Genomic DNA, 22623 nt, shown 5'->3' with positions numbered 1-22623 from the left:
TTCGAATGAAATAAGCTTCCTGGAGATCGTTAGAATTCAAATGTCCCCGATTCAGGGAAAATAAGCTCTATGGGGATCGTTAGCCTTCCCTCTTCGACTTAAACTGCCTGCCAAGGCTGGTATTCTTGCCCCATTACAACGCGCTTTGACGATCATGAACCGTTAATCGGTATAATGTAGTTTCTTTGAGTTCAATGTATCTATGTTGAACAATCCCTTTATATCCTCAGCTTGTATTCCTGTTCATACTCCGTTCATATTGGCGTCATTGTGACGACATCTTGCCAGCTTATACTGTACAAAACAGAAGTCAGCAAGACGCTTTGTTGGACTCAAGGAACAGGAGAAGATTGCAATGGGAGAGAGTATAGTGGTCAAACAGAAAGAGAAGAAGCCGGGCAGAAAACGAAAATTATTATTTAAAATAGGCGGAGGAATCATCGCAGCGCTTGCATTGTTCATGGGCATTGTGTTTGTGGTTAATGTGATTTGCAACGGAATCGAAAAAAAACAAATCGAATCATACGGACAGTACGTGCAAGTGGATGGTAAAAAAATGAACGTATCCATACAGGGTGACGGTGAGCAGACGATTGTATTGCTTCCAGGGCAGGGAACCCCTACGCCTGTACTGGATTTTAAATTGTTGATTGACCAACTGACCTCCGATTATAAAGTGGTAGCGATTGAACCCTTCGGCTATGGATTGAGTGATCGTACCGATAAAGAGCGCACCTCGGAGAACATTGTCAGCGAAATTCATGAAGCTGTAGAACAGCTCGGTCTTAAACGATATATCCTGATGGGTCATTCCATCACAGGACTGTACGGTGTCTCCTATGTGAAGCAATACCCAGATGAAGTAATGGCCTTTGTTGGCATTGACAGCAGTGTTCCGAATCAGCCTGGCATGGATGTGAAATTGCCTTTGAAATCCATGCAGTTTCTTCAATCCTCGGGGCTGATGCGATTGCTCAAAAAGGTAAGCGCAGATCCCTACGATGCGATGGATTACGATGAGCATACCAAGGAGCAGATGAATCTGATCTCGAATCAGGTTTCCACAAATTCAACGCTAATAAATGAATTGAGAAATCTAGGTTCTAACTTTAAAAATGCAGAGAACATGATATATCCGCGTGAGCTGCCGATGCTGCTATTTGTGCAATCCAACAACGACAAAAATCCGAACTGGCTGCCGCTGCATGAGGAGCAGATCAAACAATCCGATCAAGGCAAACTGATTCCGATGGAAGGCTCACACTATCTGCATCATACGAAATATAAAGAGATTGCCGAGCAATTCAAAGAATACATGAAACATATTAAACTGTAATAATACTCTGATATAGAAAAGCGTCACCGATCTGGTGGCGCTTTTGTGCTCTCAATTATAGAAATAAACAGCTTCATCTGGGATTATAAGTTATATTTGTCATTCGTTTAAGTTTTTCCACACCATTTTTATCAAATTATATATCCTCTCCTTGAAATGAAAGATATAATGATTGCTGAACAAGTTATCAGAACATCTCCAAAATACAAGTGCATTCGGAGGGAACAATCAGCATGAATATTCAGTTTGGTTCTCCAGCCACCTATTGGGTTGAAGCACTGCCTATCGGCAACGGCAAGCTGGGCGGAATGGTCTTTGGTGGTATTGAAAAGGAACGCATTGCATTAAACGAGGATACGTTATGGTCGGGGTATGCCCAGGACTGGAACAACCCGGAGGCCCGGGAAGTATTGCCTCGGATCAGAGAGTTGATTGCGAATAAACAGTATGCAGAGGCTGATCTGCTGAGTAAAAAAATGATGGGGCCTTTCACACAATCATACCTTCCATTCGGTGATCTGGAGCTGGTTATGGAGCATGGTCAGTTATGTGAACGGAAAACCTATCAACGCAAGCTTGATTTGTCAACAGGCGTTGTAAGCGTTTCCTATGAAATCGGTGGCGTGCGTTATGATCGAGAGGTATTCGCCTCACATCCCGATCAAGGCATCGTCATTCGTTTGACAGCAAGTAAGGAAGGCAGATTAAGCTTCCGTACTCGACTGGGCAGCCCTTTGAGACATACAACCTCGGTTGCGAATTCTCAATTCGAGTTGTCGGGTACTGCTCCGGAATATGTATCCCCCAACTATCATGATGTTGAAGTTCCTGTGCGTTATGGAGACCCCGCTTCTACACAAGCGATGTCCTTCCATGGCAGACTTGCAGTTTCTCATCGGGGCGGCACACTGCTTACAAACGGTGGTGAGCTGCAAATCATTGATGCTACCGAAGCGGTGATCTATTTTGCAGGAGCTACGAGTTATGGGGCAGGAGGGCAGGGGAGTGACAAGCTGACTTCTCCCGAGGCAAAAACCGCAGACGTTATAAAGCAGATTATGGCACATGATTACCAGGCTCTGCGTCAACGTCATGTTGAGGATCATCAGGCGTTGTTCAATCGTGTTCAATTACATCTGGGTGACAGCATTGCTCCTGAGAGCATGTCTACAGATGAACGGATTGAGAAATACGGCAGCAGTGATCCGGGCCTGGTAGAACTGTTGTTCAACTATGGCCGGTATCTGATGATTGCCAGCTCCAGACCGGGAACACTGCCAGCGAACCTTCAGGGCATCTGGAATCAGGATACACGGGCTCCCTGGAGCAGCAACTATACGTTGAATATTAACGCCGAGATGAATTACTGGCCTGCGGAGACATGTAATATGGCCGAGCTGCATGAACCGCTGATCGATTTTATTGGCAAGCTTGCAGTCAATGGACGCAAAACCGCCGAGATCAACTACGGAGCTCGAGGCTGGGTTGCTCATCACAATGCGGATATATGGGGACAGACGGCTCCGGTTGGAGATTATGGCGCAGGTGATCCGGTATGGGCACTGTGGATGATGGGCGGCGTGTGGCTGACACAGCATCTGTGGGAGCATTATGCTTTCTCCGAAGATAAACAGTTCTTGCAGGAAACGGCCTACCCGATTATGAAGGATGCTGCTATGTTCTGTCTGGATTGGCTGATCGAAAATAAAGAAGGACACCTCATTACATCACCTTCCACATCACCTGAGATGAAATTTGTCGTTAATGGTGAACAGGCGGCGGTCAGCGAAGCAACGACCATGGATATTTCACTTATTGCGGAGTTGTTCGATAACTGTATTGAGGCAGCAGAAGTGCTGCACACGGACAGCGAATTCGTTGAACTTCTGCGGACAAAAAGGGCGCAGCTGCTTCCACTGCAAATCGATGGACAGGGAAGACTTCAGGAGTGGAGTGAAGACTTCACTGAGGAAGATCCGCAGCACCGCCACGTTTCCCATCTGGTTGGTGTATTCCCTGGAAGGCTGATTACCCACAAAAAATCTCCTGATCTGATGCGTGCGGCCCGCACTTCCCTTGAAATTCGCGGCGATGGCGGAACAGGCTGGAGTCTGGGCTGGAAAATCGGTCTGTGGGCAAGGTTCGGAGAAGGCAGCCGTGCCGAGCAGCTGATCTCTAATCTCCTGACCCTCGTCAAGGCGCATGAGCCAGGCAAACATGAGCAGGGCGGGGTATATGCCAACCTGTTTGATGCTCATCCGCCGTTCCAGATCGACGGTAATTTTGCAGCAACAGCAGGTATTGCCGAGATGCTGCTGCAATCCCATCAAGGATATCTGGAGTTCCTGCCAGCACTGCCAGAGCGATGGTCTACAGGTTATGTTAAAGGCTTGAGAGCAAGGGGCGGGTTCGAGGTCAGCCTTCGCTGGGAGAATGGCAAGCTGATGGAAGCTGAAATTCTCTCACATACAGGTAATGTATGTTACCTGCAATCTGCGCCAGGCTTGAAGGTGCGCCTCGATGAGACTGAAGTAGAAAAACACGCGGAGCAGAACGGCCTAATAAGTGTGCCAACGCAAAAAGGACAAACGTATATTATCTCATTTGAATAGAATGAACTACATCTCGCATGAACCTAATCTTATGAACCTTCAGCGTCTTCCAATATGAAGCGCTGGAGATCATGTGCCGTTGATCACTCCCGATCAGCGGTTTTCTTTTTGGCGTTTTCCATGAATATTTAAGGTTGTAATGAAAACGGTTTTATGCTATTTTGAATGTATTAAAACGTTTTTATAGTAAAGGAACCGGAACTTATGGGAAAAATCACAATCAAAGATGTGGCAAGGGAAGCTGGCGTGTCGATCTCTACCGTCTCGAATGCGTTGAATGGTGTGGATGTACTGAACCCGGAGACCAAATCCCATGTGCTCAAAGTGGCGGAGCGACTGAACTACATACCGAATCTGAATGGCAAACTTCTGAAATCGGGACAGACCCAAATGCTCGGTTTTTTCACAACGAGTGTATCGGGGCCTTATTTCTACAAGCTTGTTGAAGCGATGTCGCGTGAATGTGACCGTCTCGGATATGGACTGAATGTATTTGTTACCCGGGATAAACATGTCATTATGAGCAATATTCTGGGCAGACGGGTGGATGGCGTTATTATTTACGAAGAGCTTCGAATTGATGAACAGGACATTCTGTCTATGGAGAAAGACAAGATCAAAGCGGTGTTTCTCGACCGTGAATATGAAAGCGAACGTATGGGGAGTGTTATTTTTGACTCGTACGTAGCCAGCTACGAAGCAACCAAATATTTGATCGGGCTCGGGCATAAGAAAATTGCCTATATCTGCGGTGTGGATACGATGTTTGACAGCGTGCAGCGGAAAGAGGGATATCTGGCGGCGTTGCGTGAATACGAGCTGCCTGTCGATGAAGACTACATTATTCAAGGCTACTTCGAGGAGGAAGCCACCTACAGCGCCATCAAATCCTTCATTCATCTGCAACCGGGCAAGCTGCCAGATGCCTTCCTGGCCGGCAATGACCTGAGTGCAATTGGTTGCATTCAAGCCTTGAAAGCACATGGATATGAGGTTCCGAGTGATATCAGTGTGGTGGGGTTTGACGATATTGATATTGCTCAGTATTACTCTCCGCCACTAACAACGGTACGGAATCAGATTGCAAGACAGGGTATTCTGGCGGTTACTCAATTGGTCCAAATGATCAAGGGGCAGGAGCAAGGAGTTGCACAGAAGCTCTCAGGAGAGCTTATTGTAAGAGGTTCAAGCCATGTGAAAATGGATCGAAGAGACGTGCGTAAATGATAGCTGTAGTATAGTGAAGTTCTTTTCTCTCCAAATCCAAATAAGTTGAACTATGGTTTACACGGGCATAACCGCTACTCTCCAGGTTGTTCTATCACCGGAGTGCATGGTGTAAACTCTCTAGTTCAACTTATATATTCCAGGGAAAGGAGTTTTCGACACAAAAATAAAAACGTTTTTATTAAACTATATAGGCAGAGGGGAGCAGCGAATACATGAGTCATCTGACCACTGCAGCAAACAAGCAGCAGTCTCACCGGCCCGGAAGTAAACCGCCGTTAGCTCAGCGCTTCAAGGCATTCTGGGCCGATTACGCCAGGCAATGGGAGATTCAATCCATGGTTATACCCGGCATAATCTTTATGATTGTTTTCTGCTACATACCCATCTATGGGTTGACCATTGCTTTCAAAAACTACACCGTTATTGATACCCTTTCTACTGCACCTTGGGTTGGTCTGGATAATTTCAGAATTATTCTGTCTGATAAATATTTCTGGGACGCGGTCGTCAATACGCTGGGCATCAGCTTTCTGAAGCTGGGGATTGGCTTTGTCATCCCGATTATACTGGCCATCATGATCTATGAGTTAAATAGCGGACGCTTCAAGAAATTCGTGCAAACGGTTTCATATTTACCTCACTTTCTCTCCTGGATTGTACTCGGCGGCATGCTGATTACCTGGTTCTCCACGACAGGATTGTTTAATGAGCTGCTGGTTGGCCTGGGCATCATCTCCCAGCCGCAAAATATTTTGCTGGACGCAGGCAAGTACTGGTGGATTGCCACGCTGTCCGATATCTGGAAAGAAGCAGGCTGGGGCACGATTCTGTATCTCGCCATTATGTCGAAGATCGATCCGACCTATTACGAGGCGGCCAAAATAGATGGCGCCAGCCGGCTGCGGCAAATATGGAACATTACTCTGCCCAACATGAAATCCATCATCAGTCTGAATCTGATCCTGACGGTCAGCGGTCTGCTTGGCTCGAATCTGGATCAAACGCTGGTGCTGATGAATTCGCAAAACCGTGAAAAGGCGGAAGTAATCAATTCCTATGTCTATCGCATGGGGATGTCACAGGGTGATTTTTCCTATGCAACCGCGGTAGGTTTGGGCGTTTCAATCGTGTCCGTCATTCTGCTCGTCACCGCAAACAAAATTACAAGCAAACTGAATGACAATCAATCAGTGCTGTAGAAGGAGGCCTCCCCGTGAACGGAAAGGTGGCAAAGGAAGATCTGGACAGCCGGGTCTTCGATACCGTCAATGTCATGCTGCTGCTGCTATGTACGATTGTGATTGTCGTTCCGCTCTGGAATGTTATCATCTCATCCTTTAGCTCCGGCAGAGCCCTAGCAGAAGGTGGATTCATCTTCTGGTCCCCCGAGTTCTCGCTGGAAAACTATCGAGCCGTGTTCAACGACTCCAGCATCTGGCAGGCATTTTTTATCTCTGTATCCAAAACAACGATCGGTGTAGCAACACATGTTTTCTTTTGTGCCATGGTTGGCTATGGTCTAAGCAAGAAATATTTGCGCGGCCGCAAATTATACGTCACGATGGGTGTCATTACGATGTTTTTCTCCGGCGGAATGATTCCAACATACCTGCTGATCAAGTCCCTTGGGCTTCTCAACAGCTTCTGGGTGTACATTATCCCCGCCTTGTTCAGCTTCTATGATGTCATTATTCTGATGAACTTCTTCCGCAATGTCCCCGATTCTCTGGAGGAATCAGCCAAGATGGACGGGGCGGGAGACTGGCATATTTTTCTGAAAATATTTATTCCGCTCTCCATGCCGGCGATGGCAACCATTGCTCTGTTTAACGGGGTTGGCCAGTGGAATGACTTCATGACCACCAAGCTGTATATCACAGATCAATCGCTATATCCGCTTCAGATGATGTTATATGAAATTATTGTCCAGTCACAGACACAATCCATGCAAAACATTGGCGGATCAGCTGTTATTGAAACGACAACCAAAGGGGTGCAGCTCGCCACGATTGTAATTACAACGCTGCCCATCGTGCTGATCTATCCTCTCCTTCAAAGATACTTTATATCAGGAATGATGCTTGGAGCGGTAAAGGAATAACGAAGCAACCCAATACATCTGCATATTTGCATTTCATAATGAGGAGGCAAACACATGTTCAATTTTCATGGATGGTCCAAAGTAAAAGGAGTAAGGGGCTTTGCAGTGCTGCTGGCAGCAGTTCTCATGGTTACCGGATGCAGCGGGGGCTCCAGCGGTACGGGTGAAGGCAATTGGATTTCCATTGAAGACCGTTATACGGTTGATCCGAATAAGCCTGCCTGGACGCTCGACCAGAAGCAAGAAGCTACCGATCTGACATGGTATGTGAATGCAGACTGGTGGAATACAGATTTTGGCAAAGATATTGTAACGAAGAAAATCAAGGAGGATTTGAATATTAATATCAAGTTCATTACAGGAGATGACACGAAATTAAATACCTTTTTTGCAGGGGGAGATATGCCTGATCTGTTGACGGTGTTTGATTCCAATTCAGCCGTAGTGCACAAGGCCTCTACCTGGGCGATGCCCCTGAACGATCTGGCCGAGAAATATGATCCATATTTCAATAAGGTGGCTGCTGCGGACACGCTGAACTGGTTCCAGCAGGAGGACGGTAAAACCTATGGTTACCCTAACTATTCGAACACGCAAGAGGATTATGATAGCGGTAACATACCAGCGAAAACGGCGTTTATCATTCGTAAGGATGTCTATGAAGCACTGGGCAGTCCGGTTATGGGCACACCCGAGCAATTCCAGCTTGTCATGAAGCATATCAAGGAAAAGTTCCCTTCCTTAATTCCGTTTGGTTTTAATGCGATCGGTGAAGGCACAGGTTCACTGGGCGATACACTTCAGGATTTTATCGGCGTGCCGCTGGAGACGGACACTGGCGAGTTCTACGATCGTAATCTGGACGAAGACTACCTGACCTGGCTGAAAACAATAAACGCTGTGTACAGAGATGGCAACATTAGTGATGACAGCTTTGCGGATGATGGGACGGCTTTTGAAGAGAAGGTCAAGTCGGGAAAATATGCTACGATGCTGCTGGACGGCACACCTCAACAGGGAGGAAATCTCCAGATTTATATGAGTGCTAATGAAGGCAAGGAGTATATTGCCATTGACGGGCCGCAGAGCACCAAGGGGCATGCACCAACGCTGAATCAATCCGGAATTACAGGCTGGATGATTAACTTTATCTCCAAGGATTGCAAGGACCCGGCAAAGGCCATCCAGATTTTCACCTATTTGCTGAGTGAAGAAGGACAGATGCTGATGAATTACGGCATTGAAGGAGAGACGTTTACCAAGAAAGCAGATGGTACGGTGGAATTACTCCCCGCGGTGAAGGACCTGCAGCTGCATAACGCGGATCAATTCAAAAAGGATTACCGCATGGGCGAGTTTATGTTCTTTGGTCATGACCGTCATAAAGCGCTGAGCGCAGATGCCTTCCCAGAGGCCATCAAGCAGATGCAGGAATGGGGCAAAGGCAAGCTGACACCACATTTTATTTTGGAAAATATTAATCCAAATCTGGGAACGCCCGAAGCCCGTGCGCTGTCAGCGATTCAGACGAAGTGGAACTCTACGCTTGTCAGTATGCTGCGTGCCAAAGACGATGCCTCGTTTGAAAATGCGCTTGCTGTGTACCAAACCTTCCTTGAAGAGAATCGCTGGCCGGACATTGTGAAGATTCGCGGCGAGAAGATGAAGCAGAACAAAGAGAAATTAGGCATTCAATAAGCCTAAATCAAAAAAACGTCTCATAATCCATACCTGAAAAGGAGCTGCGCAATGACCACATATAAAATATACAGGACTACAAGTGAGAATGAGCTGTTTCGGTCCGTAAGTCTGGAGCAATGCCGTGCTGACCTGTCAAAGAATACGGGCACAGCCCATGCCACTTCAACTGTAAGCGTTCGATTAAATGATCGTGAAACGTATCAGGAGATGGATGGTTTCGGTGCTTCGTTTACGGATGCTGCTGCCTATCTGATGCATCAGAAGTTAACTGAGGAACAGCAGGTCGAAGTGATGACACGACTGTTTCATCCTGTGGAAGGCATAGGTTTGTCTGTAATCCGCAATCCGATGGGCGCTTCTGATTATGCACGCACGGTCTACAGTTATAATGATCTCCCGGAACACCAGACCGACCCGGATTTATCCGGGTTCAGCATTGCCCATGATGAAGCAGATATCATTCCGTTAACCCGCCAGGCGCTGGCTCTTAATCCTGAGTTAAAGCTGTTTGCTTCGCCATGGAGCGCACCAGGCTGGATGAAAACAAGCGGGTCGATGATTACTGGCCAGTTAAAACCCCAGTGGTATTCGGCATATGCAGCGTATTTTGTAAAGTACATTCAGTCTTACGCGGCGCACGGTCTGCCCATCTATGCCGTTACACCGCAAAATGAAGCATTGTATGAGCCTGGGCATTACCCCGGCATGCTGATGCCTGCCGAAGCACAGGCCGAGTTTATTCAGCACCACTTGAAGCCCGCTTTCGTACGCAATAACCTCCAGACCAAAATCCTCTGTTATGACCATAACTGGGATCGCCCGGACTATCCGCTCACAGTGCTTGAGCAGGCTGGAGAAGCTGTCGATGGGGTTGCCTGGCATTGGTATGGCGGCAATGCGGCTGCACAGAGCGAGGTATATGAAGCTTTTGCAGGTAAAGAGGTGCATTTTACAGAAGGGTCTGGCGGAGAGTGGATACCTCCATTTGAACAGGCGTTCTCCAATGTGATACGAACCGGTATTCAGATTCTTCGAAATTACAGCAAGTCCATGATTTTATGGAATATGGCACTGGATGAGCAGAACGGACCCACTGTGCCTGGATTTGGACGGAGCACTTGCCGGGGGATCATACAGATCAACCAGCAAACCGGCGAGCTTGTGTATACGCTCGATTATTATGCGCTGGCTCACTTCAGTACGTTTATTCGCCCCAAAGCAGTCCAGATTCACTCCATATCCAGTGATGATACAGTATTTACAGTTGCTTTCCGCAACACAGACGGATCTGTAGCATTGGTCCTGTTCAACGATGGGCAGGAAAGCAAACAAATTGTGGTGCAGATGAAGGAAGGAGAGCAGGTTAATCTGTCGATGGAGCCCAAGTGTGCACTGTCGATATTAAAGAGCTAGAAATTTAGAATAGTTAAGGAGGTGAGGGCCTATTTCCTGTCTGTAATACACGTGCAGTCTTCCCACTGGATGCCTCAGATGATCATGAGAAGGAGAGGGTTTCATGAAGGTTTGGAAAATAAGGCTGATTCGATTGCTCTCTGTATGTCTGGTTATTTCCAGTTTTGGTGCTGTCAGCACCACACAAGCCGCAGGAGAACAGGTAGAGGTGTGGATTTCAACCGCCGATCCCCATACAGAGCCTGCAGTGGGGCTGCGATCCGATGCCAGGCTGACCCGAATAGCCTCTCAGCATTTTGACAATGCATCCGCCAACGCAGAGGTAACCATTACGGTCAACGAGAACAGAACCTTCCAGCAGATGGATGGCTTTGGTGTCTCATTGACAGACTCATCCGCATGGCTGATGAATTACAAGCTGGATGCAAACAAGCGGGCAGAGGTTATGGAAAAGCTTTTTGGAAATACGGGCATTGGGCTTAGTATGTTAAGACAGCCTTTGGGCAGCTCTGATTTTGCATGGGCGGCTTACACGTATGCGGATGCTCCTAATGATAATTCACTTAGCCAATTCACCATTCAACGCGACAGGCCCTATATTCTGCCGATGGTCAAAGCAGCCTTAGCCAAAAATCCGCAGATTAAAGTTATGGCCTCTCCCTGGAGTGCTCCAGCATGGATGAAATATTCCGAGAAGTTGAATGGAGGTAAACTGAGAGCAGAGCATTATGGCACGTATGCGAACTATTTTAAAAAATTCATCGAAGCCTATCAGGCTGAAGGTGTTCCGATCTATGCGGTTACACTACAAAATGAACCACTATATGAGCCCTCTCATTATCCATCCATGGGAATGAACATCCCTGATCAGATCGGCTTTATTGGCGATTACCTCGGACCTGCACTTCGTAGTGCCGGGATGAACACCAAAATTATCGCCTTTGACCACAACTTTCTGGATTGGGATTTTCCGAATCAAGTCATTACAAGCTTGAAAAACTCAGGCAAAGGCAGCTACGTATCAGGTAGTGCATTCCATCACTATGACAGCGGGGATGGCTCTCAGATGACATCACTTCATAACAGTCATCCAGATAAGGATATCTGGTTTACAGAGGGTGGATTCGGAAACTGGAATGATCCTCCGAACGGGACTTCGGCTGGCTTTGATAATATGATGAATGAGTTTATCAACATTACACGAAACTGGTCGAAATCCATCATTCTCTGGAATGCAGCTCTGGATCAGAACGACGGTCCTGCTTTGTTATCACCCAATAACAGTAACAAAGGCATGCTGATGATTCGTAATTCGGACAATCGGAACGACAATCCCGAGAACCAGGTAACCTATCACAAACAGTATTATTTACTAGGTCACTTCAGTAAATTTGTTGTACCTGGCGCATATCGGAGATAGACAGCAACACGGGAACAGACGTGAAAAATGTGGCTTTTCGAAATCCGGACGGTACTAAAGTGGTGGTTGCATATAACGCTTCCAGTTCATCCCGAAGTGTGAAAGTGGTATGGGGCAGCCAAAGCTTCACCGTCACCATCCCAGAGAAAACGTCCATGACCTACAAATGGTAGAAAAACGAAATAAACATACGCGTGGAACGTCTCCACAAACCAAAGACCGCTGAACTTAGCGGTCTTTTATTCGTTTTATCATTCTTTTAAGGGGATTTTGTGAATTCACTCCGAATAAATTACAAGGAGGAACATACAAGCACTTGAATTTTAGAATGAAGAAATCAGTGTTAAATAACAACTTTGGAGGACATACATGTATAAACTAATCATTGTGGAAGATGAACTGCTGATGCGTGTGGGCATTCGCTCGATGCTGAATTGGGAAGAGCACGGCTTTTGCGTGGCGGGTGAGGCCAGCAATGGCAGAGAAGCCTTGGAGATGGCTCTGGAAAAGGCTCCAGACCTGATCATTACCGACATTAAAATGCCTGTCATGGATGGACTGCAGCTGATTCAGGAAGCGTCCAATGTAATAAAACATTGCAAATACGTCATTCTCAGCAATTTCGACGAGCTGCATTATGTGAAAAGGGCATTAAAGCTTGGTGCTGCAGATTACCTGATCAAAAGTGAAATCAACGAGCATTCGCTCATCCAGCTGCTGGAGACGATTCGTGAGAAGCTGCAGAGCGAGCAGAAGCTTATACACGGTCTCCTGCCAGCGGCAGCAGATTATTCGAAGAGCCTCCGATATTTGAAGGATAGCTTTTTTCAGGATATTGTAAGCGGATTCATAACTAATCACGATATGCTAGTCAAAGCAGACGAGCTTCAGTTTCGTATTCAGTCAGGTGATCTGGTCGTCATCAAATTCATCGTCAATCATGTGGAGCAGGTCAAACGCAAGTACATTGAAAAAGGGGAGAAACTGCTTCGTTTCTCTATCCTTAACATAATGGAGGAAGTGATTCCTTCCCGGTGGGCCAAGGAGATTTTTGTGGAGAGCTCATCCGAATACTGGGTTGTGGTGAACGCAGGTTCAAGCGTCGAATCTGACGTGAAAGTCACACAGACTGATCTGGACAAACTTATTTGTAAAATAATGTGCTCTTTAAAGGATTTCATGAACCTGTCTCTTACAGCAGGTGTAAGCTCGGTTGTTTCTGATTTTACAATGATACGCAGGGCATGTCAGGAAGCAGAGGCCGCATTAGAAGAACGGTTTTTCGCGGGTGCTCATCCGATTTTACATGTTCAGGATGTACGTGAGCAGCCGAGCAGGCAAGAGGTTGTCATTATGCTGAACACAGAGCAGGAACAGCGGTTCAAGAAGATTTGTGTCAGTCAGAACAAGGAGGGCATGCAGCGATTTATGGATGGAATTCGCTCCGAGCTGATGAACATGCAAGCGGATGAGAGCAGTGTGCGCAAGCAGTACATTGTAATGATGGAAACGATGCATGCTCACTTATTACATGTTTCATCACGAAGCAAGCTCCCCGTTTCCAGGAAATCACCTTATGAAATTGTACTGCATGGAGAGTGTTGGCACGAAATCCATGATAATGTCGTCGCTCATATGTTAGATACGTTTCATGCTTATTCGCAATCTGCACAGGAGCTTTCCTATACAGACCTCGCCATTGATCTGATTCACAAGTATTATGCAGAGGATATTTCGCTGCAAAGCGCAGCTAGCCAGATTAACGTGAACCCGTCCTATTTAAGTCGATTGTTCAAGCAAGAGAAGGGGGAGAACTTCATTTCTTACCTGACTCGGGTTCGTATTGAACACGCGAAGGCTTACCTGCTCAATAGAGAGCTGAAAGTATATGAAATCGCCGATAAGGTCGGATACCACAACTACACCTATTTCAGTAAAATTTTCAAAAAGAATGCGGGTCTTACGCCAGAGGAATATCGGGAGCAGCAGCATGTGCACTAATTCATTAACCCGAATAAATGGATATTACATCAGATCGAGGTGTAAGGAATGAAGCATATCCGTCCTTTCCAGATCAAGTACAAAATTATGGTGATCTGCATCATCGTTATTATTTTTCCTGTGTTCGTGATGACGATTAACTCCTATTATTCTTCTGAACGTTTATTGTCGCAAAATTATACAACTCTGCTCACTGATCTGACCAAACAGACCAATATCCGCATCGATGAGTTTCTGAAGGAGATTGAAAAAATCACCCTGCTTGCGAGCAATGGTCTCAGTGACAGCTTATCGGCTACCCATGAAGGCAGCTTTCCTATTCAGGATTTTCTGCGTGTGGCTGATGAAAACAATGAGATTGCTGCATACAACATCCTTATGAATTACATCATGATGAAGGATCGTGTATTTTCCATCTATCTGTATAATATGAACGGGGGACAAGACCTGTTTGTAAGTCCACACCAACCGATTGACCCCACCTTTAACGTCAGAAACGAGCTTTGGTTCAAAAAATTCATGCATGATGATGATCGAACGATTACGTTAACCACCCGGCTGGACAAGCAGCTGGAAAATAAAGTGCTCGCCGTATCCCATGCCCGAAAAATCCATGATGTGTCTAACGGGAAACTGCTTGGTGTCATCGTTGTCAGCATTGATATCAAGTTTATTGAGATCGTCAACCGTAACCTGCAGGAAGGGCTTCGCTCAAGGTTTATGATTATCGACGAAGATGAGAAGATTGTGTACAACGTCAATGAGCAGCTGATCGGCACCTTGTTTCGGGATAACGTTCGCCCATCGGAAGCCTATAATGTGGTCGTGACGAGCCCGCTCAGCCAGCAGAAATGGACTACATATGTCTATATGCCGCTTGAAGAGCTGACCGCCGATGGCAAAATTTTAGGCCGCAATCTCGTAACCTTGGCGATCGTCATGTCACTCTTTGCCGCAGTCATTTCTGTTTTCCTGTCTCATGTGATAACAAGGCCTATCAAAAAGCTGCTGAACAACATTCGGCTCGTCGAAAAGGGACAGTTCGAGCATGTACAGGACATCCGCTCTCGTGATGAAATCGGTCATCTGTCGACCCGGTTTAATCGTATGTCTTATGAATTGAAGCGTATGGTTGAACGAATGCAGCAGGAGGAGGTTGAGAAGGCCGCAGCAGAGATGCGAGCGCTGCACGACCAGATCAACCCGCACTTTCTGTATAACACTTTAGGCTCTGTGAAGTGGATTGCATCCATGCAGCATGCTGACAAGATCGTAGATATGACCGATGCACTCATCTCGATGCTGCGATATGCAACGAGGTCGGATGGCAGTCTTGTCCGGATTCGAGAGGAGCTGACTCACATTATGCATTACGTGACCATTCAGAATGTCCGATATTACGGCAGTATCCAGATGAGGTACGAGATTGAAGAGAGCTTGCTGGATTATGTTATGCCCAAAATGATTTTGCAGCCTATTGTCGAGAATGCCTTCTTTCATGGTCTGGCGGAGGTGGAAGAGGATGGTGTAATCACAATTCGAATCCAGCCGCAGGGAAGCGAGATTTGTATTGAAGTTGGAGATAACGGTACAGGTATGGACGGGGATACGATCCGAAGTCTGATGGAGGACAGAAACGAACCCGGAAACGGCGGGCGGGGTATTGGACTTTATAACGTACAGCGCCGGATTCAGCTTCATTTCGGGAGTCCGTATGGGGTAGAGGTGCACAGTGAGATTGGAAAAGGAACTACATTTAAGATCCTGCTGCCTGCGATCACCTGTTTGCCGGAGAACAAGTAAGGAATAACCTTCGAGTTTAAGGGAGACGTTTATACGATAAGAATAGCCTATTCTTTAGGCTAAGTGTGGAAGAAAATGAAGAAAAGGCCTGCAGACGAATCTGCGGGCCTTTTCTGTATGCATGCACCACTAAGTATTCATTTACACGTTAACGGAGAGGACAGAAAAAACCTGGAAAAGCGGAGCGGTCGCCTTTATCACCGGATTTTCCCCTTCAGAGAAGGGGATCAGAAAAATCTGGGATAACAGCGATTGGAAGGTTATTCTGTCATCGGAGTGGACTGTGTAAAATATTTAGCTCAATTTATATAGTAAGCCCATGATGATGATGTGAAATCCTCAACCTTTGACACTGCCGAGCACCAGCCCTTTGGTAAAATACTTCTGTAAGAACGGATAGATCAGCAGAATCGGGATTGCACCAAGGAACATCTGCGCTGCACGTCCTGTTCTGGCATTCATCATAGACAACAGATGGGTATAGTCTGATCCGGATTTCAGCATCATCTGCTCGAAGCTTTGAAGCAGCGTTTGCAGATAGCTCTGCAAAGGATAATTCGCCGGATTATTCATATAGATAATGCCGTCAAACCAGGAATTCCAATGCCCCACGATGCTGAACAAACCAACGGTTGCGAGAGCCGGCTTGAGAAGGGGCAGCATAATTCGAAGCAGTACCTGCAAGGGGCCAGCCCCGTCAATGATGGCTGATTCTTCGATCTCTTCAGGCAGGCCTCGAATAAAGTTCATCAGAATAATCATGCTGAACACAGGCAGTGCTCCCGGAAGAATCAAAGACCAGATGGAGTTAATCAGTCCCATTTTGACAACAACCAGATACGTAGGAATCAAGCCGCCGCTGAACAGCATCGTTACGATGAAAAAGCCCATGTAGAGGTTTCGTCCCGCAACCTTCTGTTTGGTTTTGGAGAGCGGATAGGCTGTGAGCACAATCAACACCAGATTGACCAATGTGCCCAGAACGGTACGCTGAATCGCCACCCACAGCGAGGAATAAAATGCCCCGCCAGATAATGCAAACTCGTAAGCCTTTGTAGTGAATTCAATGGGCCAGAACGTCACACTGCCCGCCGACACCGCCGAGCTGCTGCTGAAGGACACGGCGAGTAAATTCACAAACGGCAGGACACAGAGCAGTGAGATGGTCAGCAATATCGTGTAATTCAATATATGAAAGAGACGCCTGCCTATACTTTTATCATAAACCATGCCAATGTGCCCTCCTTAGAAAATACGGTAACCTGCCACGCGATAAGCCAGAATGTAAGAAACAGCGACCAGAATACAGGAAATGACCGATTTGAACAAACCAACTGCGGTTGCAATCGAATATTGTGCCTGCTGAATACCGAGACGGTACACATAAGTATCAATAATATCCCCGGTCTGATACACCACAGGTGAATAGAGATTATAAATCTGATCAAAACCGGCATTTAACACGTTCCCCAGTGATAGAACCGACATCAAAACAATCGTTGGCATGAGGAGAGGCAGGGTGATATAGATCGTTTGCTTCCAGCGTTTGGCCCCGTCGATAACTGCGGCTTCGTATAGTCCCGGGTCGATGCTGGTCAGGGCTGCCAGATAAACTACGGTGCCAAAACCAAATCCTTTCCAGATATCACTCACAATCATCGTCCATGGAAAAATGGAAGGTGTGCCAAGAAAGGAGATCGGTTTAACGCCAAACAGACTGAGAAATGTGTTCACGATGCCATCGGCACTCAGAATGTCCAGCATAATGCCCGCCATAATAACCCATGACAGAAAATTCGGGATATACACGAGGGTCTGAAAGGTGCGTTTGATTCCGTTATGCATCACCTCGTTCAGCAGCAGTGCAAATACAACCGGTACAACGATACCCCCAACCATTTTGAAGATGGACATGTAAAGGGTGTTCCAGATCGTTCTTATGAAATTAGGCTGGTTAAATACATGGGTGAAATTATCCCATCCGACCCAGGGAGAGCTGAAGCCAAGTCCGGGGTTATATTTCTGAAACGCAATAATGAGCCCATAGAACGGGATGTAGCTAAAAATAAATACCAGCACGACACTAGGAATTAACATGAGGTGATACGGGCTTTGCTGCTTCCATTTTTTCAGCATGGCTGTTCCTCCGTTCGGCATAACTGGATCAGTTGTAACCTTTATCAAAAAGAGGGGGTGAGAACAGGCTCAACCCCTCGGCATTCACACTGCAGATGCTTTATTTGCCGTAGGCCTCGTTCACTGCTTCAATCGCAGTATCCCCGCCGGCTGCACGCCAGTTCTGTACCACAACGTCAAAATAATCAATGCTTTCACTGCCCATAATGATTTTCGTAAAACCTTCGGTCAAAATATCATCCAGGGTTGTGCCATAGCTGGACAGCGCTTCGGGAGATACTCCCCAGAGTGCCGTTTTGATATAGTTCTCACTGTCGAGCACTTTTTTCGCCAGACCATATGCATTTTTGGGAGCACCCTGCTGCAAATAATCCCCAACCGATCCGGGTGTAGCATTTTTCTTGAACTCCACACTATTGTTATATTTCTGCCACATCCCTGAAGTAGTGAGTCCGCTGGTGTCATCTGTTTCCAGAGCCTTGGATACGGCCTCATACTGCTCATAGTCCGAGTTCGGGTTAAGCACACGGAATGCGCCAACGACATGTGCAATGTCATTGTCGAGCAGGGCGGACAGAGTCTCTGGTGATTCCTTGCCGTTGCCCTCATCTACGATATAGGCATAATCATTCAAGATTTCGATCACTGCCTGCGGATTGGCAGCATCCTTTTTCATGACGATGTAATTGTTATTCGCAAAAAAGATAGACTGCTTCGCTTCCTTGCCATCCACCGTTGGAATGAGATATGGATAGAAGATGGCGTCCTTGCCCAGATTCGCGACCGTATCAACACCAGGGTTATAACCCCACCACTGATAGTAAGGCTGCACGCCGACTTTGCCTGCAACAATGTCTGCATTCATCGCATTAAAGTCCTTGATCGCAAACTCCGGATCAATGATACCCCGCTTGTACCAATCGGCCCATTTCGCAAGTGCGGCCTTCATCTCGGGCTGGATGGAGCCGTAGGTCAGTTTGCCCGAGCCGTCATCCATCCACATGTCTGGATGTGCATTCCAGGCAATCGCAAGCAGGTTCAGATAGTCAAGGGATTGATCCACAGCGATGCCGTATCCACCGTGTTTTTCCATAAATTTGAGAGCAATATTTTCAATATCATCTACCGATTTCGGGTCCTGCAGTCCGAGCTCTTCCTTCCAGTCATTGCGAATCCAGATGAAGTCCGGCTGATCAATCAACCCCCAATGCATCTGCGGAATGCCGTAGAGCTTGCCGTCTTTTTTCCCTGATTCATAACTGTCTGCATCCGCTTTCATATATGATTTGAGTCTCTCCGAGGCATGCTGTTCAAAGGCTTCCGTCAAGTCCATGACCATATCGGCTTCAACCAGCTGACGCAGCTGAGAAGGATTTACGCGAAATACGTCAGGCAGCTCATTGGACGAGATGGCCAGATTCAGTTTGGTTTCATATTCATCACTCACCCAGTCCGTTTTGACGTTAATGTTTAATTTTTCTTTGTAACGGCGTGTCCAGACGTTATTGGTAATATCGTCGCCCTTTGGATATTTTGCCGAGCTGTATTCAGACGTTACGGTGTGAATGGTGACAGCGCCTGTGTCGTCCTGATCGGCATCCGTCGGTGTTTTCTTTCCTCCATCACTGCACGCTGCAACGAGCAGAGCGGACATGCTCATGGACAGCACCAGAAGCTTCATCTTTTTGTTCATTAACGCGTTCCCCCTCAGATTCAAGTTGTCATGAATAAATGTTGTACTTGAAGATATTGTAATGGAGAATACAGGGAGAGGATATAAACGGAATTGACCAGAACCTGTATGATTTTTTACTTTAAACGGTAGTGAGAGAGCCAGTGGAGGTTAGATGCACAGCACTTATTTGAACTGCATTGCACTTTTTTGACCTGAGCTAGCTGGTGGCAAGACGGGGACGTATACATATTTTTGAGAAATACTTGTGGCTATTCGTTATGCTTCGGTGTCTAATTCATTGTAAATCAAGAGGAGGTTACACCATGTCAGGAGCTCAGGACCAGGTTTTAACTTCTGTTCAACCGGATGAACAGGAGAGCACACATTCGATCGAATACATTTATTCACGATATCGTGATCGCATCAGCCGTTACTTTTCAATGAAAATGGATGCTGCCTCTGTGGATGATCTTACACAGCAGGTATTTGTGAAAGCCGCCAGTAACATGCATCACTTTAAAGGAAACGCCCATATTTTCACATGGGTCTTCAAGATCGCCCAGAATACGCTCAAAAATGAATATCGCAGGCTTGCACGCCAGCACGAAACACCCCTTGACTTTACACAACTGGAATCACAGTCCATTTCTCTTGAATTTACCAAATATGTTGACTTTCGTATCGACATTGGAGCGGCATTGAAGAAGCTGGGTGAGAAGGATCAGGAGATTATCGCGCTCCGATTTTTTGCAGATTGTACGCTGCCTGAGATCGCAAATCTGGTGGGCATGCGGGAGAGTGCAGTGAAGAACAGGCTGTACCGCGCACTTGCAAAGCTCAAAAATGAACTAAATGGATGGGGGAGCATGGCTAACATGTCAATGGAGCAATTTATTTCAATCGTTAATAAAGGAAATTCCGAACATTCAGACGATCAGTTGAAAAAAGCGAATCACGACCTCTTCACAGAACTTGATGCGCAGGTTGAACGACTCGCGGTCAAATATCATTATCAGCCTTCACGAAAAGTCATCATTGAGATGTATTCTGATCTACCCACATTTCATCAGGCTGTCGGGGAAAAAGATGCACCGAACTGGTTTACGGGGACATACCAGAATGAGATTCTGAAAATCGTGTCGCCGCTGAATCCAGGTCCTGAGCACACGTATGAATCAATCATCAAAGGTACCGTTCATCTGTTTGCGATGTGGATAATTGAAGAGATTAATCCTAAGGCACCAAAATGGATCAGACAGGGGATTGGCGGTTACGAAGCCAAATTGATGACCCCGGAATATATCCAAAGCTCGATTAAAGAGACCGTTCGGAACCATGCGATCCCGACTTTTGCTCAGCTGCAAGATGATACATGGGATTTTGAAACCAAAAAAGGCTTCCAATTCTCATATCTGTTCGTTGAGTTTGTGCTTGAAACATATGGGATCGAAGCGATGAATCAGCTGATTCGTGATCCGCAGCAGGTTGAACGCATTATGAATTGTTCTGAGGCGGCACTGCATCAACAAATCGTTGACTCTTTGCAAAATTAACCTGTTCGGTAATTAAACGTACAACGATAAGTATTTTCAACAACATCTTCAATAAGGACTCACTCTGTTGCAGCATAGGAGTGACCTGCTTGAAGGTGTTTTTTGGTATAGTCTCCAGTTCATGTTCTGTTCATGTTTCATTCATCAACAGAACATTTTCTTTCATTACAATGGAATAGCTCAACTGAGAAATCCGGTTATGAAAAGGTTCAGACGGGTGCATTTACATCATTGAAGGAGATGAAGATTCTTGACTCATACGAAAGATAAACATCAACAACCATATTCCAGATTACGGCGTATACTGCTTATTTTACTGAAAGTCATCATGATCATCGCATTGGCGATTGTGCTGTTCATTGGTATTGTGTATACCGTGAATCGAGTCAGCAGCCATTCCGAAATGCAAAAGCTTGAGTCCTACGGGCAGCTCGTATCGGTTGCAGGAAAACAGATGAATGTGCTTGTTGAGGGAGAAGGGGAAGAAACGATCGTCATTTTGCCTGGTTTTGGCACGGCTTCGCCTGCACTTGATTTCAAACCACTGCTATCCAGGCTGAAGTCTGATTACAAGGTCATTGTTATTGAACCTTTTGGCTACGGATTGAGCGATCAGACCGACAAGGAGCGCAGTACAGCCAATATCAGCAGCGAAATTCACGAAGCGGTACAAAGCCTCGGCGCAGATCGTTATATTCTCATGGCTCACTCCATCTCCGGGCTCTACAGCCTGGATTATGTGAACCGTTACCCGGACGAGGTAGAAGCATTTATCGGGCTGGATCACAGTGTTCCATCACTCAGCGAACAGAAAGTGGAAACATCGGATATTGTACCGGTGAAATGGTTCCGCAACCTGGGGTTTGCCCGTTTACAATTGAAGCTGGGTGACAACCCTTATGAAGAGCTGCCTTATGATGAGAAGACCCAAGAGCAGCTAAACATTTTGATTCGAAAAAATATGTATAATGACACGCAATTAAACGAAGCGGTGAGCATGTATTCCAACTTTCAAACCGCTAAAGCGTTAACGTTTCCTGCGGATTTACCAGTGCTTTTCTTTGTGCAAAAGAATCACCCTGTAGTGCACGAATGGGTTTCGGAGCATGAGAAGCAGATCGTGAATTCCAAGCAGGGAGAGATCGTTCTGCTGGAGGCTGATCATTATCTGTATCGTTCCCACTCGATGGAAATTGCAGAGAAAATAAAGGATTTCATGGAAAGCAGGATGTAACCGCAGGAAATATCCCGACTTTTTGAAAAGGTGATTAGCAGGCTTCTCCAAGCTTTTATTTTCTAGGAGTTTCTGGGGTTCAAGGTTTCTCCATTCTGGATTTCCGGGCTTCGGACCTTTGGCTTCAGACCTTAGGTTTCTTGGCCTAAGCGTAAAGTTTGTGGCTGAGACCCTTGTCATGAAGGAAGGCAGCGTGTGCCGGGAGCTGCACTCGCTGCGAAAATGCAAAACTTTATAGCTCTTAGGCTCTAACGATTCTGTGAAGCCTTATTTGGTCGATATTTCAGCTTTTTTACCGCTAACGTTTCCCAGAGACGCTATTTCATAGGGATCGTTCAGATTGGCGTCGAAAAGCTGACTTTTCCCAAAAATAAGCTTTCTACGAATCGTTAGCTTTTCAAGACACTC

16 protein-coding genes are annotated in these 22623 nt (G+C 46.3%); 13 read left to right on the top strand and 3 right to left on the bottom strand.

What is annotated here, in order from left to right; translation table 11 throughout:
* The first annotated feature begins 370 nt into the window (after nt 1-370).
* The 11 genes from IEW26_RS08580 (at nt 371) to IEW26_RS08530 (ending at nt 15617) form a co-directional block, all read left to right on the top strand.
* Nucleotides 371-1336: an alpha/beta hydrolase gene (locus IEW26_RS08580; protein WP_188592399.1), complete on the top strand. Its 966-nt coding sequence runs from the start codon at nt 371-373 to the stop codon at nt 1334-1336.
* 233 nt (nt 1337-1569) lie between these two features.
* A complete protein-coding gene (locus tag IEW26_RS08575; RefSeq protein ID WP_188592071.1) occupies nt 1570-3948 on the top strand; it encodes a glycoside hydrolase family 95 protein in 2379 nt (792 codons plus the stop codon).
* A gap of 204 nt (nt 3949-4152) precedes the next feature.
* A complete protein-coding gene (locus IEW26_RS08570; protein ID WP_188592070.1) occupies nt 4153-5175 on the top strand; it encodes a LacI family DNA-binding transcriptional regulator in 1023 nt (340 codons plus the stop codon).
* A 215-nt stretch (nt 5176-5390) separates the two neighbouring features.
* Nucleotides 5391-6377, top strand: a complete 987-nt coding sequence (locus IEW26_RS08565) for an ABC transporter permease (RefSeq protein ID WP_111272953.1) — start codon at nt 5391-5393, stop codon at nt 6375-6377.
* A 14-nt stretch (nt 6378-6391) separates the two neighbouring features.
* The gene (locus IEW26_RS08560; protein WP_111272952.1) at nt 6392-7279 is read left to right on the top strand and encodes a carbohydrate ABC transporter permease; all 888 of its coding nucleotides are present in this window, start codon (nt 6392-6394) and stop codon (nt 7277-7279) included.
* A gap of 54 nt (nt 7280-7333) precedes the next feature.
* Nucleotides 7334-8977, top strand: a complete 1644-nt coding sequence (locus tag IEW26_RS08555) for a type 2 periplasmic-binding domain-containing protein (RefSeq protein ID WP_188592069.1) — start codon at nt 7334-7336, stop codon at nt 8975-8977.
* Nucleotides 8978-9028: 51 nt separating this feature from the next.
* Nucleotides 9029-10393, top strand: a complete 1365-nt coding sequence (locus IEW26_RS08550) for a glycoside hydrolase family 30 protein (protein ID WP_188592068.1) — start codon at nt 9029-9031, stop codon at nt 10391-10393.
* A gap of 103 nt (nt 10394-10496) precedes the next feature.
* Nucleotides 10497-11813 carry a glycoside hydrolase family 30 protein gene (locus IEW26_RS08545; protein WP_188592067.1) on the top strand — a complete coding sequence of 439 codons (1317 nt, stop codon included), beginning with the start codon at nt 10497-10499 and terminating at the stop codon, nt 11811-11813.
* A gap of 20 nt (nt 11814-11833) precedes the next feature.
* A complete protein-coding gene (locus IEW26_RS08540; RefSeq protein WP_229729741.1) occupies nt 11834-11986 on the top strand; it encodes a glycoside hydrolase family 30 beta sandwich domain-containing protein in 153 nt (50 codons plus the stop codon).
* Between the two features lie 196 nt (nt 11987-12182).
* Entirely contained in the window at nt 12183-13814 is a 1632-nt protein-coding gene (locus IEW26_RS08535; RefSeq protein WP_188592065.1) for a response regulator transcription factor, read from the top strand.
* A 48-nt stretch (nt 13815-13862) separates the two neighbouring features.
* Nucleotides 13863-15617, top strand: coding sequence for a cache domain-containing sensor histidine kinase (locus IEW26_RS08530; RefSeq protein ID WP_188592064.1), 1755 nt, complete (start codon nt 13863-13865; stop codon nt 15615-15617).
* 339 nt (nt 15618-15956) lie between these two features.
* Here IEW26_RS08530 and IEW26_RS08525 read toward each other — a convergent pair whose 3' ends face one another.
* From IEW26_RS08525 to IEW26_RS08515, 3 genes are all read right to left on the bottom strand, one after another.
* Complete coding sequence (locus tag IEW26_RS08525; protein ID WP_111272946.1) at nt 15957-16847, bottom strand: carbohydrate ABC transporter permease; 891 nt, start codon at nt 16845-16847, stop codon at nt 15957-15959.
* A gap of 15 nt (nt 16848-16862) precedes the next feature.
* Nucleotides 16863-17753 (bottom strand): ABC transporter permease, encoded by an 891-nt coding sequence (locus IEW26_RS08520; RefSeq protein ID WP_188592063.1) that lies wholly within the window; start codon nt 17751-17753, stop codon nt 16863-16865.
* Nucleotides 17754-17853: 100 nt separating this feature from the next.
* Entirely contained in the window at nt 17854-19446 is a 1593-nt protein-coding gene (locus IEW26_RS08515; RefSeq protein WP_188592062.1) for a type 2 periplasmic-binding domain-containing protein, read from the bottom strand.
* Between the two features lie 305 nt (nt 19447-19751).
* Between IEW26_RS08515 and IEW26_RS08510 the strand changes: the two genes are divergently transcribed.
* Together IEW26_RS08510 and IEW26_RS08505 are read left to right on the top strand one after the other, a co-directional pair.
* Nucleotides 19752-20981 carry an RNA polymerase sigma factor gene (locus IEW26_RS08510; protein WP_188592061.1) on the top strand — a complete coding sequence of 410 codons (1230 nt, stop codon included), beginning with the start codon at nt 19752-19754 and terminating at the stop codon, nt 20979-20981.
* A gap of 250 nt (nt 20982-21231) precedes the next feature.
* Complete coding sequence (locus IEW26_RS08505; RefSeq protein ID WP_229729740.1) at nt 21232-22215, top strand: alpha/beta hydrolase; 984 nt, start codon at nt 21232-21234, stop codon at nt 22213-22215.
* Nucleotides 22216-22623: the final 408 nt, after the last annotated feature.

Source organism: Paenibacillus silvae (genome assembly GCF_014639235.1).
In the GTDB taxonomy this organism is placed as follows: domain Bacteria; phylum Bacillota; class Bacilli; order Paenibacillales; family Paenibacillaceae; genus Paenibacillus; species Paenibacillus silvae.
This window is presented reverse-complemented; position numbering and strand designations above follow the sequence as displayed.

Excerpts from the sequence above, each read along its gene's own strand:
- IEW26_RS08570 (WP_188592070.1), top strand. The coding sequence starts at position 4,153 with ATGGGAAAAATCACAATCAAAGATGTGGCAAGGGAAGCTGGCGTGTCG.
- IEW26_RS08530 (WP_188592064.1), top strand. The coding sequence starts at position 13,863 with ATGAAGCATATCCGTCCTTTCCAGATCAAGTACAAAATTATGGTGATC.
- IEW26_RS08545 (WP_188592067.1), top strand. The coding sequence starts at position 10,497 with ATGAAGGTTTGGAAAATAAGGCTGATTCGATTGCTCTCTGTATGTCTG.
- IEW26_RS08515 (WP_188592062.1), bottom strand. The coding sequence starts at position 19,446 with ATGAACAAAAAGATGAAGCTTCTGGTGCTGTCCATGAGCATGTCCGCT.
- IEW26_RS08565 (WP_111272953.1), top strand. The coding sequence starts at position 5,391 with ATGAGTCATCTGACCACTGCAGCAAACAAGCAGCAGTCTCACCGGCCC.
- IEW26_RS08520 (WP_188592063.1), bottom strand. The coding sequence starts at position 17,753 with ATGCTGAAAAAATGGAAGCAGCAAAGCCCGTATCACCTCATGTTAATT.
- IEW26_RS08525 (WP_111272946.1), bottom strand. The coding sequence starts at position 16,847 with ATGGTTTATGATAAAAGTATAGGCAGGCGTCTCTTTCATATATTGAAT.
- IEW26_RS08555 (WP_188592069.1), top strand. The coding sequence starts at position 7,334 with ATGTTCAATTTTCATGGATGGTCCAAAGTAAAAGGAGTAAGGGGCTTT.
- IEW26_RS08575 (WP_188592071.1), top strand. The coding sequence starts at position 1,570 with ATGAATATTCAGTTTGGTTCTCCAGCCACCTATTGGGTTGAAGCACTG.
- IEW26_RS08510 (WP_188592061.1), top strand. The coding sequence starts at position 19,752 with ATGTCAGGAGCTCAGGACCAGGTTTTAACTTCTGTTCAACCGGATGAA.
- IEW26_RS08550 (WP_188592068.1), top strand. The coding sequence starts at position 9,029 with ATGACCACATATAAAATATACAGGACTACAAGTGAGAATGAGCTGTTT.
- IEW26_RS08535 (WP_188592065.1), top strand. The coding sequence starts at position 12,183 with ATGTATAAACTAATCATTGTGGAAGATGAACTGCTGATGCGTGTGGGC.